This is a genomic window from Micromonospora humida (assembly GCF_016901255.1).
In the GTDB taxonomy this organism is placed as follows: Bacteria; Actinomycetota; Actinomycetes; order Mycobacteriales; family Micromonosporaceae; genus Micromonospora; species Micromonospora wenchangensis.
In genome coordinates this window covers 170,641-183,378 of sequence record NZ_JAFEUC010000011.1, presented here as the reverse complement: position 1 = coordinate 183,378, position 12,738 = coordinate 170,641, and the positions used below count along the sequence as shown (strand labels likewise).

Below are 12,738 nucleotides of genomic sequence, written 5' to 3'. Positions count from 1 at the left end.
CGGACGGGGTCAGCGTTGGCAGGTGGGGCACCAGTAGAGGTTGCGGCCGGCCAGCTCGCCCCGGCTGACCGGGCTGCCGCAGACGTGGCAGGGCGCGCCGGCACGGCGGTAGACGTACACCTCGCCGCCGTGCCGGTCGACCCGGGCGGGCCGGCCCATCGCCTCGGGCAGGTGGGCGTCGCGGACGGTGTCGATCCGGCCGCGCACCACCGCCAGGGTCATCAGCGCCACCAGGTCGGCCCAGAGCGCCGTCCAGCCCGCCGGAGTGAGCTGCCGGCCGGGCAGCGTCGGCCGCAGGCCGGCCCGGAACAGCACCTCGGTCACGAAGATCAGCCCGGTGCCGGCCACCACCGACTGGTCGAGCAGCAGCGCGGCCAGCGGGGTGGGGCTGCGCCCGATCCGGGCGTACGCGCGGTCGGGGTCGGCGTCGGCGCGCAGCGGGTCCGGGCCGAGCCGGTCGCGCAACGCCGCCACCTCGGGCGGGGTGAGCAGTTCGCAGGCGGTGGGTCCGCGCAGCTCCAGCCAGTGCCGGTCGCTGGCCAGCCGCAGCCGGACCTGCCCCACCGGTACGGGCGGCTCGCCGTCCCCGTCGGTGAACCTGCCGTACAGGCCCAGGTGGACGTGCAGGGTGCGCTCGTCGGCGTAGTGGTGCAGCAGGTGCTTGCCGTACGCCTCGGTGCCGTGCAGGACGGTGCCGGAGATCAGCGCGGCACCCTCGGTGAAGCGGCCCTGTGGGCTGCTGACGGTGACCTTGTCGCCAGCGAACAGCTCGGCGTGGCGGGTCGCGAGGCGGTGGATGGTGTGTCCCTCTGGCACGGGTGCCAAGGGTAGTCAGGCGTCGCGAAACACCGGGGCCGGGCGGCCCCCTACCGGGTGGACTACGCCCAGCGCCCCCCGTTGCGTCCCGCCCTGGCCATATCGAGCAGATTGGCCAGCCGGTACCGCAGGACCCGTGACTGCCCGACCGACAGGACCAGGCTCGTTGCCGCGCCACCCTCCACGCTCGTCAAGCGCACCGTCGGCTCAGCAGCCGGGTGAAGGGCCTGCACCAAGGCCACGCCGACGATGAATGCTTCTGGTCGGTTGGTGTCCGAGCGGAGGATGCGGGAACGGTGCCGACCCCGACGTTCGCAGTCGTCCCGGTTGCACCAGCGCGGGTGCGTCAGGTCGGCCGGAGCGCCGCCAAGGCCACCGGTCGGGTAGACGAACACGTCACCGCAGGACCGTTTCATGTCCGGTGCCATACCCGTCACGTGGGCCGCCAGACCGGCTCGGGCGACCGCTGCGCTCGCGCGGACGGTGTGCGCCGCGCAGGTGTACGCACAGGCGTCCAAGGAGCCGGGCGTGTACAGCTCAATCCGGACCGTCGCAGGGTCTCCGCAGGTGGGCAGGGTAGGTAGGGTGCTCATGGTCGCCTCCTAGCTCGGCGATCAAGGCCCCCGGCCAGCGGCGCAATCGCTGGTCGGGGGCCGCCTTCGTGCGGGGCACGACAAATGTACAGTCTATGTACGTCTAGTTTCTAGACGTCTAGAGGCTGGACATCCCCGAACACGTATAGATCCTGTGCGTGTTTACGCTCCGCCCATGACGAGCCCGCTGAACAACGTGCCGCTCTACCGGCAGTTGGCGGACGTGCTCGCCAGGGAGATCGAAGAGGGCAAGCTGCGCCCCGGCCAGCCGTTGCCCAGCGAACTGCACCTGCAGCAGACGTACGGCGTCGCCCGGGGAACCGTCCGGATGGCAATGCGTGAGCTGCGCGAACGCGGCTTGGTCGTCACCGTTCACGCCCGAGGAACGTTCGTCGCCGACAGGACTTAGCCCGCACGGGCGAACCTGCCCGACGTGACGGGTCCGGGTGGGCCGGTCGAGGTCGCCGGCCACCGGGCTCACACCGCCACGGCCGAGCACCCCCGACGGTCGGAGTGTGGTCGATCGACGCACGGGGTACATACCGGTCGTTCCCGCGTGACGGCCACCGACCCTTCCGAGGCTGCACGCATCGACAAGGAGGTGTGGTGGTGAACGTTCCTTCGCTCCTGCGGCGTCGTACGGCGCAGGACAGCAACGGCGACGGGGTGGTCGACGCGCGTGACGGCCAGCCGGTGGTGACGGACCGGGACGGCGACCGGACGACGTACCGCAGCGGGTCGCCGACCGCCGACGGCCAGCGCGATGCCGACGTGGCGCGGCGCACCGCCGAGGGGCGAGCTGCCACCGACGGCGACGCGGAGCAGCGGGCGGCGGAGCGCGCCGCGCTGGCGCGGGCGGCGACCGCCCGCAGCGCCGTCGACGGCACCCGCAGCGCCGCTGCCGCCGCCCGGCCCGCTCCGGTCGACGACGAGCCGCGCACGCCGACCGACCCGATCCGGGTCGCCGACACCGGTCCGGTCCGCACCGCACCGCGCCCGGTGGACGCCGACCGGCCGGTCGACCGGGACCGGACGTCCGTCGCGCCGCCCCCGCCCGTCGACGCCCGCCCCGCCGACCGGGACCGGGTGGACACCGACGGGGCCGACCCGCAGCCGCCGGTGGTGGCCGGGCCGAAGCCGAGGACCAGCCTGCTCGCCACCCTCGGTCTGATCGTCTCGGTGGTGGGCGCGGCGTTCGTGCTCACCGGCACCCTGGCCGGGTACGGCATCGCCCTCGGCGCGCTCGGCGCGGTCTGCTCGGTGCTGGGCCTGATCGCGACCCGCCGTCGGCACGTGGCCGGCACCACGGACGCGCTGGTCGGCATCCTGGTCGGCCTGGCCGCGGTGGTGCTGGGCGTGCTCGCCTTCACCGGCCAGTTCGACTGGCCGACCACCGACGGCGACTGGGTGGCCCGGTTCCGGGAGTGGCTTGACTCACAGTTTGTGGACCGGTTCTGAGGGCACATTTGATCTCGCCGGCGGTTCGCCGGCGACGTTGGACCAGCCGGCTCGCCGGCACCGCCCGACCAGTCTGGTGGTTCACCAGCCGGGCACCCACTCGTTCGGGGGCAGCGGTTCGCCGCCACCGATGCGCACAGGGGCCGTCACTCCCGCCGGGGTGGCGGCCCCTTCGCGGTACGCCCTCACGCAACGGATCGCCGTCGCGGTCGGGTCACACGCAACGAACCACCGCCGGACGCACGGTTCGGCGGTGGTTGTCGTACGGCCGGGCCGCATACCGTTGAGCCACGGCGCCAGCCCGTGGGCCACGGAGGCCGGGCGCGCCCGACCCCGGGAGCAGGACAATGACGATGGACGCCACCAGCCAGCGCTTCCTGATGTGCCGGCCGACGTACTTCGCCGTCGACTACGCCATCAACCCGTGGATGGACCCGACCGCGCCGGTCGACGCCGCGCTGGCGATCCGGCAGTGGGAGCAGCTCCGCCGCACCTACCTCGACCTAGGCCACACCGTCGAGCTGATCGACCCGGTCCCCGGCCTGCCGGACATGGTCTTCGCCGCCAACGGTGGCACGGTCATCGGCGACCGGGCGATGGCCGTGCAGTTCCGCGACCCGCAGCGCGCCGACGAGGCCCCCGCCTACCGGGCCTGGTTCGAGGCCGCCGGCTTCGAGGTGTACGACCCGAAGCACGTCAACGAGGGCGAGGGGGACGTGCTGCTGGTCGGCGACCACCTGCTCGCCGGCACCGGGTTCCGCACCGCGCACCCCTCGCACGCCCAGTTGCAGGAGGTCTTCGGCTACCCCGTGGTCACCCTGCACCTGGTCGACCCGCGCTTCTACCACCTGGACACCGCGCTGACCGTGCTCGACGAGCGGACCGTGGCGTACCTGCCGGAGGCGTTCTCCCCCGGCAGCCGGGCGGTGCTGCGCCGGCTCTACCCGGACGCGGTCCGGGCCAGCATGGCCGACGCGGAGGTGCTGGGCCTCAACGCGGTCGGCGACGGCCGGCACGTGGTGCTGCCCGCGCAGGCCACCGGGCTGGCCGCCAAGCTGCGCGACCGGGGCTACCAGACCATCGGTGTCGACCTGTCCGAGCTGCGCAAGGCCGGCGGCGGACCGAAGTGCTGCACGTTGCGACTCCGTCAGGGAAAGGCGAGCCAGTGATCGAGGACATGCTGCGGACCCCGTCCGCCGTCCGGGACGCGGAACGGTACACCGCGCACAACTACCACCCGCTGCCGGTGGTGATCTCCTCCGCCGAGGGCGCCTGGCTCACCGACGTGGACGGTCGGCGCTACCTGGACTGCCTGGCCGGCTACTCGGCGCTGAACTTCGGCCACCGGCACCCGGCCCTGATCCAGGCCGCCCACGAACAGCTCGACCGGCTCACCCTGACCAGCCGGGCGTTCATCCACGACCAGTTCGCCGACTTCTGCCGGGAGTTGGCCGCGCTCTGCGGCAAGGACCTGGTGCTGCCGATGAACACCGGCGCGGAGGCGGTCGAGACCGGCATCAAGGTGGCCCGCAAGTGGGGCTACCAGGTCAAGAGGGTCGCCCCGGGGCAGGCGAACATCATCGTCGCCGACGGCAACTTCCACGGCCGGACCACCACCATCGTCAGCTTCTCCACCGACGCCGACGCCCGCGCCGACTTCGGGCCGTACACCCCCGGGTTCACCGTGGTGCCCTACGGCGACCTGGCGGCGCTGGAGGCGGCGATCGACGAGAACACCGTCGCCGTGCTGCTGGAGCCGATCCAGGGCGAGCAGGGCGTGGTGCTGCCGCCGGAGGGTTACCTGCCGGGCGTACGCCGGGCCTGCACCGACCGCAACGTGCTGTTCATCGCCGACGAGATCCAGTCCGGGCTGGGCCGGACCGGACGCACCTTCGCCTGTGACCACGAGGGCGTCGTACCGGACATGTACCTGCTGGGCAAGGCGCTCGGCGGCGGCATCGTGCCGGTCTCCGCCGTCGCCGCGGACGCCGACGTGCTCGGCGTGCTCCGGCCGGGCCAGCACGGCTCCACGTTCGGTGGCAACCCGCTGGCCTGTGCGGTCGCCACCGAGGTGGTCCGGCTGCTGGCCACCGGGGAGTTCCAGCGCCGCTCCGCCGAGCTGGGCGAGCGGCTGCGCGCCGGGCTGGAGGGGCTGCTCGGCAGCGGGCTGGTGGCGGTGCGGGTGCGCGGGCTGTGGGCCGGGGTGGACATCGACCCGGCGCTGATGACCGGCCGGCAGGCGTGCGAGCGGCTGATGGACCGGGGCGTGCTGGCCAAGGACACCCACGGCTCGACCATCCGGTTGGCCCCGCCGCTGGTCATCACCTCCGACGAGATCGACCACGCGGTGGCGCAGCTCGCCGCCGTACTGGCCGGCTGACCTCCCGCGGCGGGGCGGGCGTCCGGTCCCGACGCCCGCCCCGCCGCCGGGTCAGTTGCGTGGCAGCCGCATCGCCATGGTGGGCGCCTCGGCCATCACCGACGTCGGGGTGAACGCCGCACCGGTGGGCAACTCCCGGGCCCGGCCGACCTGCACCCCGGGGTACAGCTCCACCATGTCCGCGCCGCCCAGCACCCGGGACTGCTTCGGGGTCAGCGGGACGCGGTCGGCCTCGGCCATCGAACCGTTGGGCCGGATGCCGGAGCCGTTGGTGCTGACGTCGGTGACGACGACCTCGCCGACGCGCAGCTCGAAGCGGACGTGCGCCCGGCTGATCCAGCGCCGCGCCTCGTCGTTGAGCCACTGCCCGAGCATCACGCCCCCGGTCTCCTCGGGGGCCCGACCGACAGTCACCGGCTCGTCCTCGGTGAGCACGAACCGGCGGCGGATCAGGCCACCGATCCGGATCGCCAGCACCTCGCTGCGTGGGCGCGGCCCGGCGTCGGAGAGCCGGGCACCGTGCCGGGGGCAGGTCGGCACGCCGTTGCGCAGGGCGGGCGGCGGCTGACCCGCCGGGGCCCGGTCCACCCGGGCCAGGTCGGCGAACGCCCCGCCGCCCCCGCCGCCGCCGAACAGCGCGCAGCCCGGCTCCGGGCAGCGCCACGTGCGGGCCAGCAACTGCCCGCCGACCGGGGACCGGTCACCCTCGACCGGGGTGTGCCCGCCCCCGACGTGCGCGACGAAGGCCGGGCCGCCCGCGCCGGGCACCGGGGCGACGACCCGCCCCGGCTGCTCCACCAGCCACGGGAACCGGCCGCGCAGGCCGTCGAACCGGACCCGGCTGACCACCGGCAGGCCGAGCAGGTCGGCCACCTCCAGCATCCGGTCACCCGGGTTGTCGAGCACCTCGACCAGGCCGTCGTCGGCCCAGCGGCGGACCACCATCCGCTCGTTGGAGGTGAGGTCCGCGTCGGAGAGCAGCGCCCGGTGCACGATCGCGTAGACCGGGACGCTGTCCTCGGCCAGCTCGCGGGAGAGCGCGTCGATCACCATGCCGAGCCGCAGCAGGCTCGCCGGGCGACCGCCGTCGAGATCCTGGTAGCGGATCACCTCGGCCAGGTCGAGTACCGCTCGGGCCAGGGACGGATCGGTGCAGACCCGTCCCTCGATGGCGTCCAGCACCTTGCTGATCTCGAATCTCATCGCGCGCTCCGGAGGATGTCGTCGATCGGCCGGGCCGCCACCGCCGGGCCCGGTCGGCACCTGCCCGCCGGGGTGAACAGGCGCTGCCCTGGCACGACCCTACCGGTGCCCGGGTCAACCCATCCGGCCCACCGCCGCGCGCAACCGGGCCACGTCACGCCGACGCCGCTCGTAGGTGGCGGCGAGGGTGATCAACGCCAACCCGCCGACGGCCAGGTAGATCCAGCGCGGCAGCAGGTCCCACCCCCGGACCAGTTCGTGCACCGCGAGCAGGACGAGGGCACCCCCGCCGAGCACCACCGGCGCCTGCCAGCGCCGCACCGCCCCGACCAGCACCACGGCAAGGGCGGCACCGCCCAGCAGCAGCCGCCGCCACGGCTGCGGGTCGGCGGCCACCAGCACCGACACCAGGCTGGGCAGCAGCCCGGCGGCCAGTGCGGGGCCGAGGGCGAGCCAACTGGTCAACCCGGGTCGGGCGCGCAGCGCGAGCAGCCCGGCCACCAGGGTCAACCCGGCCGCCGGCAGGGTGTACGCCTCCAGCAGCACCACCTCGCCGCTGATCAGCAGCAGCCACGCGCCGAGCAGCTCGCTGCCGCCGGCCACCGCCCCGAAGGCCCACCGCCGGCCGGCCGACTGGCCCGGGTACAGCACCCGCAGTGCCGCGGCGGCTCCCCAGAGCACACAGATCACCGCCGCGTACCGGATCGCGCCGACGGTGAGCAGCAGGGCGAGCACGGCCACCGCCTGCGCGGCAACCTCCAGCGCCCGTACGGTGAACGAGCCGCGCCGGGCCAGCGCGGGTGCGCCGAGGAGCACCGCCACCGCCACCCCGAGCACCGGGAAACCGGCGGTGCGCAGCGGCAGGTCGGCGGCCAGCGGCGCGGTGAGCGCGAACCCGGTGGCCGCCGCGACGGCGGTCAGGAAGCCGAGCAGCCGTACCTCGGCCCGCCGGCCGATCGCGCCGACCACCGCCGCCGCGACCACCAGCAGGGCGAGCCCGGCCAGCGTGCCGGCCCGGGTGGCGAGCAGCCCGACCAGGCCGGCGGCCGTCCACAGCAGACCGATCGGGGTGGTCACCGGCACCAGCAGCGCCCGGCCACGGCCGGGGGCCGGGGCCGGCGCAACGGCTCCGGGAACGCCCTGCGCGATGCCGGGAACGCCCGAGGCGGTCCCGGTAGCAACCGGCGCGGTCCCGGGGGGAACGGCCGCGCCCGGGGCGGCGGGCCGGGCCGGGCCGGTGAGCGTGGCGGTGAGCAGGGCGGCGATCCCGACGAGCAGCACCGCCGCCGGCACCACCGGCCAGGGGGCGTCCGCGCCGAGCAGGAGCACGGGCAGCGCCGCCGCCCCGAACGGCAGCGCGGCGACGGCCGCCCCGGACCGGTCACCGGTGTGCCGGTGGACGACCAGCGCGGCCGTGCCGGCCAGGACCAGCAGCGCCGCCCCGACCACGAGGGCACCGGGCGGCCCGTCCCCGGTCGGCACCCCCGACCAGGGCCGCACCGGCGCGCCGTAGGGGGCGACGAGCGCGGCCAGGGTCACCGGCGCGGCGGCGACCAGCGCCAGGCCGGCCAGCACCGCGCCGACCACCCGGCCCGGGGTCACCGGTGCGGTCCGCCGGTCGGCCGGTACCAGCGCGACGACCGCCAGCGCCGCATAGAGCGCGAACGGCTCCCCACCGGGTACGACGGTCGGCACGACCACGGCGGCGAGCGCCAGGGCGAGCGCGGTGCCGGCGTACCCGTCGAGGTCGGGGCGGCGGCGACGCAGCGCGAGCAGCGGGACCAGCAGCAGCACGGCGGCGACGAACCCGGCCCGCAACTGCCACCAGGGCGGCGCCCCGACGGCCCGCGACGCGACCGACGCGCCGGCCGGCACGGTGAGCAGCGCGACCGCCAGCGCGACCCCGGCGACCCGGCCCGCGACGGCACTCGCCGGCCGGCCGGGCAGCGCCACCGACAGTCCGACAACCAGCACCACCCCGAGCGCCACCAGCATCCCGACCGGGGCGGCCGAGGCCACCAGCAGGCCGTGCCCGAGCAGCACCGCGGCCCCCGCCGCGCCGACCAGCACGGTCGGGGCGCGCCGGCCACGCAGCACCGCGACCGGCAGCAGCGCCGCGCCGACGACCAGGTCGACCGCGAGGGTGGCCGGCCACGGGGTGACCGTCACCGCCGGCAGCGCCGCCGCCGTGAGCACCACCGCCAGCAGTACGGTCACCGGGCGGGCCGCCCTCGGCACCAGCAGGAGACCGGCACCGGCGGTGAGTAGGACGACGAGCGGCAGCTGCCAGCCCCAGGCGAGATCGGGCCCGGCGGCGGCACCCTGCCAGGCGGGCAGCGACCGGTCCACCGCGAGCACCGCCACCGCCCCGGTGGCGAGCACGACGACCTGGGCGGCACCGCCCGCGACCAGCAGTGCGCCGACCCGGGGGCCGGTGCGGTGCCGCTGCGGCAGCAGCCGGACGGCACCGGCCAGGGCGGCGGCCACCAGGCCGACGGCGAGCAGCAGGAACCCGGCCCGCAGTTCCGCCACCGGCCGCAGCACCGCCACGGCCAGCAGCGGCACCAGCAGCCCGGCGGTGATCTGCCGGAACACCGTCGCTGCGGCGACCCGGGCCGCACCGGCCAGCACCAGGCCGACGAGGAGCAACGGCAGACCGGCGAGCAGCGGCTGACCGCCGGCCCGACCCAGCGCCAGCGGCACCAGGGCGCAACTCGCGGCGACGGTCAGCGCGGCGCCGAAGCCGAGCCAACCGAGCATCCGGCCGGCGAGCACGGAACCGGACGGCCCGGCGACCGGCCCCCCGCCGGCCGCCGGACCCCCGTCCGCCGGGGCGGTGGTGGTGCCCGACCCCCCGGCGGGCACCACCACCCCTCCCCCCGGACCCGCGACGGCCGTAGCCGCCGCGGGTGGCACCGCCGCGGCCGGCACCGCGGCGGCGGGATCAGACCCGGCCGGAGCCGGGGAGCGGCGGCGCAGCGCGACCACCACCGCGAGATCGAGCAGTGCCACCCCGAGAAAGGTCAGCGTCCAGCCGGTGGCTCCCGGACGGGACTGCGCCACCGCGAGCGGCAGCACCGGCTGGACCACGAACAGTGCCGCGAACCACGGCACAGTGAGCCGGCTGAGCAGGGCGTACCCGGCGGCGACGGCCGCGCTGGCCCCGGCGACCACGGCGGCGTAGCGGGTGCCCGGCCAGTCGGCGGTGCCGAGCAGGTTCACCGACCAGGCGGCGTACCCGTCGAGGACCACCAGCAGCAGGCCGACGGCGGCGAACGTCTCGGCGGTGCCGCGCAGGCCACGCCACTTCGCCACCAGCGGCACCGCCAGGGCGAGCGCGGTGAACGCGGCCAGGATCAGCGCGCGTCCGGCCACCCCCACGGTGGCCCAGGCGACGGCGGTGAAGACCACCGCCGCCGTGCCCAGCAGCAGGCCGCCGAGGACGAACAGCAGCCACTGGATCGTCCGGGTGGACGTCTCCGGGCGACCCGGAGTGTCCAGCGCGGCCGGCCGGGGCACCGGCCCGGTCGGTGGCACGGCACGGGCGGGCACCTCCGGCGGTACCGGCGTTCCCGGGCGCACCGGCGGCGCGACCGGATCGGTCGGGGGTCCGGCCGGCGCGGCGACCGGGGTGCCGGCCGGCGCGGCGGGGCGGGCCGGCGGCGCGGGCGGACGGACCGCCGCACCGACCGGGACCGGGGCGGGGATCTCCCGGCGGATGCTGGCCGCCAGCTCCGCCCGCCGGCGCTGCGCCGCGAGCAGTCGGCCACCGAGCCCCTGGTACGCCTGCCGGGCCCGCTCGACCTCCCGGCCGAGGGCGACGATCTCCCGGTCCAACCGGACCACCTCGGCGGCGGGCGGGTACGGCCCGAGCCCGCAGCCGGCGCACCCACGGGTCAGCTCGGCGGGTGCTCCGCAGCGGGGGCAGGGGTAACCGGTGTTCTGCACCCGGCCATCCTGCCGGTGGGCCGCAACCGGAGGCCAGAGTGCCCGTACCTAGGTACGGGTGTTCTCGTGCACCCAGGTGGCGTATGCCCGGTCGCCGCTCTCGGCGTAGGTGACCAGGATCTCGGGCACCTCGTACGGATGGTTGGACCGGATCTGGGCGACCAGCGACGTGGCCCGGTCGGGGGCGGTCTTGAACTGCACCGACCACTCGGTGCTGGTCTCCACCCCGGCCCGCCACCAGTACGTGCTGTCGACCTGGCCGCCGACCTGGGCGCAGGCCGCCAGTCGCCCGGCCACCGCAGCGGCCGCCATCAGGTCCGCGACGGAGCGCGAGTCCACCACCGTCGTCACCACGCAGATCTGGTCCACCTGCGCACCTTACGCGGGAACGGCGGCGAACCGGTCGACCGTGACGGTGCGTTCACCGTGCCGTCACGCTGTCCCGGTTGTCGGCGATCCACCTGTCGATCCGGTCCCACCAGTCGAAGAGCCAGTCGATCCGCTCCTGCCGGCCGGTCGGGACGTCCTCGGGCGGTACGGACCAGAACCGCATCACGATCCGTTTGTCCATCGGCAGTTCGCGCCACACGTCGGCGACGGTGAGCATCCGGTCCAGGCCGGTGTGCGCCACGAAGATCACGCCGGCCTCCGGGGCGGCGTCCAGGGCGGCGAGCACCCCGCCGGGCTGCGGGGCGAGCACGTGCTGCATCCGTTCGGCGCGCACCGCCATCCGCTCCAGCCCGAGCGCGCGCAGTTTGGAGATGGCCCGTACGCGTCGGCCGGGGGTGAAGTTGCCACCCTCCGGGAAGATCACGAAGGCGTCGTCGTCGTCCAGCCCGGTGGCCAGGTGGCCGATCTGCCGGACCGCCTCGTTTCGGCCGTCACCGGCGGCGATGAACCGGTTGGGCAGACGGTTGAGCAGCACGTCGATCGCCGGGTCCCACTGGAGCGTCTCCTTGAGCACGATCCGGGGCTCCCGCTGGAACCAGTTGACCAGGGAGTGGATCAGGATGAACGAGTCACCCGGGCCGGCGTGCCGGCACAGCACCAGTTCCGGCCGGCCGGGCAGGGCGGTGTCCGGGTCGGTGCCGACCACGTCGATGCTCAGCCGCAGCGTCCACCGGGCCTGCCAGAACAGCGCCCGCAGGAACCAGCCGGCGAGCACGTAGTGCGCCCGCTGGAAGGCCGGCGTGCGCTTCCACCTGCCGAACCCGCAGGCCAGCCAGAGCACGAAGAGGGCGACCAGCGCGGCGGCGTCCCAGACCAGGTAGACGCAGCCGATCCAGAGCAGCCGCAGCGGGCGCAACCGGCCCGGCACGAACGGCGACGCGGCCAGCGCGAGCAGCGCCCAGACCGGCACCGTGGTCAGCACCGTGACCGCGAGCAGGATCACCCCGGGCGCGAACAGCAGCCGGCGTACCCACCGAGGGGGCAGCGGCATCAGCGGTCCAGCGTCGCCAGGTAGTGCCGGGACGCGGTGTACGCGCGGCTGATCCGCCGCCCCACCGCCGCCATGTCCCGGTACGCCCACGGGCTGTCGTCGCGCGGCTCCAGCCCGCCGGTCGGCAGGACGTGCACCCGTACCCCGTCGGGCAGGGCGGCCATCTCCCGGGCGAACCGGTGCCGGCGGGCGATCTCGAACGCGACCTGGGCGATCTCCCAGGGCCGGCGGGGCGGCGTCAGCTCCCGTTCGATCCGCCCCACCTGGAGGACGAAGATCTGCGTCGCGCCGACGGCGACCGCCTCGCCGATCGGGATCGAGTTGACGATCCCGCCGTCTATGTAGTGCTGGCCGTCGATCTGTGCCGGTGGCAGCAGCCCCGGCACGGAGGCGGAGGCGAGCACCGCCGACACCAGTGGTCCGGTGTGGAACCAGTGTTCGGCGGCCCGCTCGATGTTGGCCGCGCAGCAGCGGAACGGCACCTTCAGGTCGGCGAAGGTGGTGTCCGCGCCCAGTTCCCCCTCCAGCAGCTTGCGCAGCGGCCGGGGCGAGTGCAGGTGGGTACGGGCGGCGAAGCGGCGCAGTTGCCGGGCGACCGAGTCGCCGTACACCTCGCTCGCCTCCGGGGACGCCCACAGCCGGACCAGCCGGTCGGTGACCGCCTCGGACGGGTCGGCGGCGACCAGCGCGCCGTTGACCGCGCCGATCGAGGTGCCGAGCACGACGTCGGGGCGGATCCGGGCCCGGAACAGGGCGCGCAGCATTCCCACCTCGACCGCGCCGAGCACTCCCCCGCCGCCGAGCACGAACGCCACCGGACCGCCACTCATGCCGTTCATCCTGGCACGCCACCGCCCGTGACCGTGGTGCAGCCGCTGGTCACCGCCGCACGCGCCCGG

General features: G+C 75.4%; 11 protein-coding genes. 4 read left to right on the top strand and 7 right to left on the bottom strand.

All coding sequences use genetic code 11. The features are described from left to right. Positions 1-9: 9 nt before the first annotated feature. Both JQX11_RS22125 and JQX11_RS22120 read right to left on the bottom strand, forming a co-directional pair. The gene (locus tag JQX11_RS22125; protein WP_204926873.1) at positions 10-816 is read right to left on the bottom strand and encodes an Fpg/Nei family DNA glycosylase; all 807 of its coding nucleotides are present in this window, start codon (positions 814-816) and stop codon (positions 10-12) included. A 62-nt stretch (positions 817-878) separates the two neighbouring features. Further along, positions 879-1,409, bottom strand: coding sequence for a hypothetical protein (locus tag JQX11_RS22120; RefSeq protein WP_204926872.1), 531 nt, complete (start codon positions 1,407-1,409; stop codon positions 879-881). 175 nt (positions 1,410-1,584) lie between these two features. Here JQX11_RS22120 and JQX11_RS22115 point away from each other — a divergent pair, with 175 nt between their 5' ends. The 4 genes from JQX11_RS22115 to rocD all read left to right on the top strand — a co-directional run bounded on the left by JQX11_RS22115 (position 1,585) and on the right by rocD (position 5,247). Then, positions 1,585-1,818, top strand: a complete 234-nt coding sequence (locus JQX11_RS22115) for a GntR family transcriptional regulator (protein WP_067315389.1) — start codon at positions 1,585-1,587, stop codon at positions 1,816-1,818. A 200-nt stretch (positions 1,819-2,018) separates the two neighbouring features. After that, positions 2,019-2,867 (top strand): DMT family transporter, encoded by an 849-nt coding sequence (locus JQX11_RS22110; protein ID WP_307826303.1) that lies wholly within the window; start codon positions 2,019-2,021, stop codon positions 2,865-2,867. Positions 2,868-3,220: 353 nt separating this feature from the next. Continuing rightward, entirely contained in the window at positions 3,221-4,036 is an 816-nt protein-coding gene (gene ddaH, locus JQX11_RS22105) for a dimethylargininase (protein WP_204926959.1), read from the top strand. Beyond that, positions 4,033-5,247 (top strand): ornithine--oxo-acid transaminase, encoded by a 1,215-nt coding sequence (rocD, locus tag JQX11_RS22100; protein WP_204926869.1) that lies wholly within the window; start codon positions 4,033-4,035, stop codon positions 5,245-5,247. The genes ddaH and rocD overlap by 4 nt, the downstream gene beginning before the upstream one ends. A gap of 51 nt (positions 5,248-5,298) precedes the next feature. On the opposite strand, the gene JQX11_RS22095 is transcribed toward rocD, so the two are convergent. The 5 genes from JQX11_RS22095 to JQX11_RS22075 form a co-directional block, all read right to left on the bottom strand. Beyond that, on the bottom strand, positions 5,299-6,450 hold the full coding sequence (locus tag JQX11_RS22095) for an FHA domain-containing protein (protein WP_204926867.1): 1,152 nt from the start codon (positions 6,448-6,450) through the stop codon (positions 5,299-5,301). A 114-nt stretch (positions 6,451-6,564) separates the two neighbouring features. Further along, positions 6,565-10,398, bottom strand: a complete 3,834-nt coding sequence (locus JQX11_RS22090; protein WP_204926866.1) for an SCO7613 C-terminal domain-containing membrane protein — start codon at positions 10,396-10,398, stop codon at positions 6,565-6,567. A gap of 48 nt (positions 10,399-10,446) precedes the next feature. Then, complete coding sequence (gene cutA / locus JQX11_RS22085; RefSeq protein ID WP_204926865.1) at positions 10,447-10,767, bottom strand: divalent-cation tolerance protein CutA; 321 nt, start codon at positions 10,765-10,767, stop codon at positions 10,447-10,449. 52 nt (positions 10,768-10,819) lie between these two features. Further along, positions 10,820-11,839, bottom strand: coding sequence for a 1-acyl-sn-glycerol-3-phosphate acyltransferase (locus tag JQX11_RS22080; protein WP_204926864.1), 1,020 nt, complete (start codon positions 11,837-11,839; stop codon positions 10,820-10,822). Beyond that, positions 11,839-12,669, bottom strand: coding sequence for a patatin-like phospholipase family protein (locus JQX11_RS22075; RefSeq protein ID WP_204926863.1), 831 nt, complete (start codon positions 12,667-12,669; stop codon positions 11,839-11,841). Before JQX11_RS22075 ends, JQX11_RS22080 begins: the two co-directional genes overlap by 1 nt. Between the last annotated feature and the right edge of the window lie 69 nt (positions 12,670-12,738).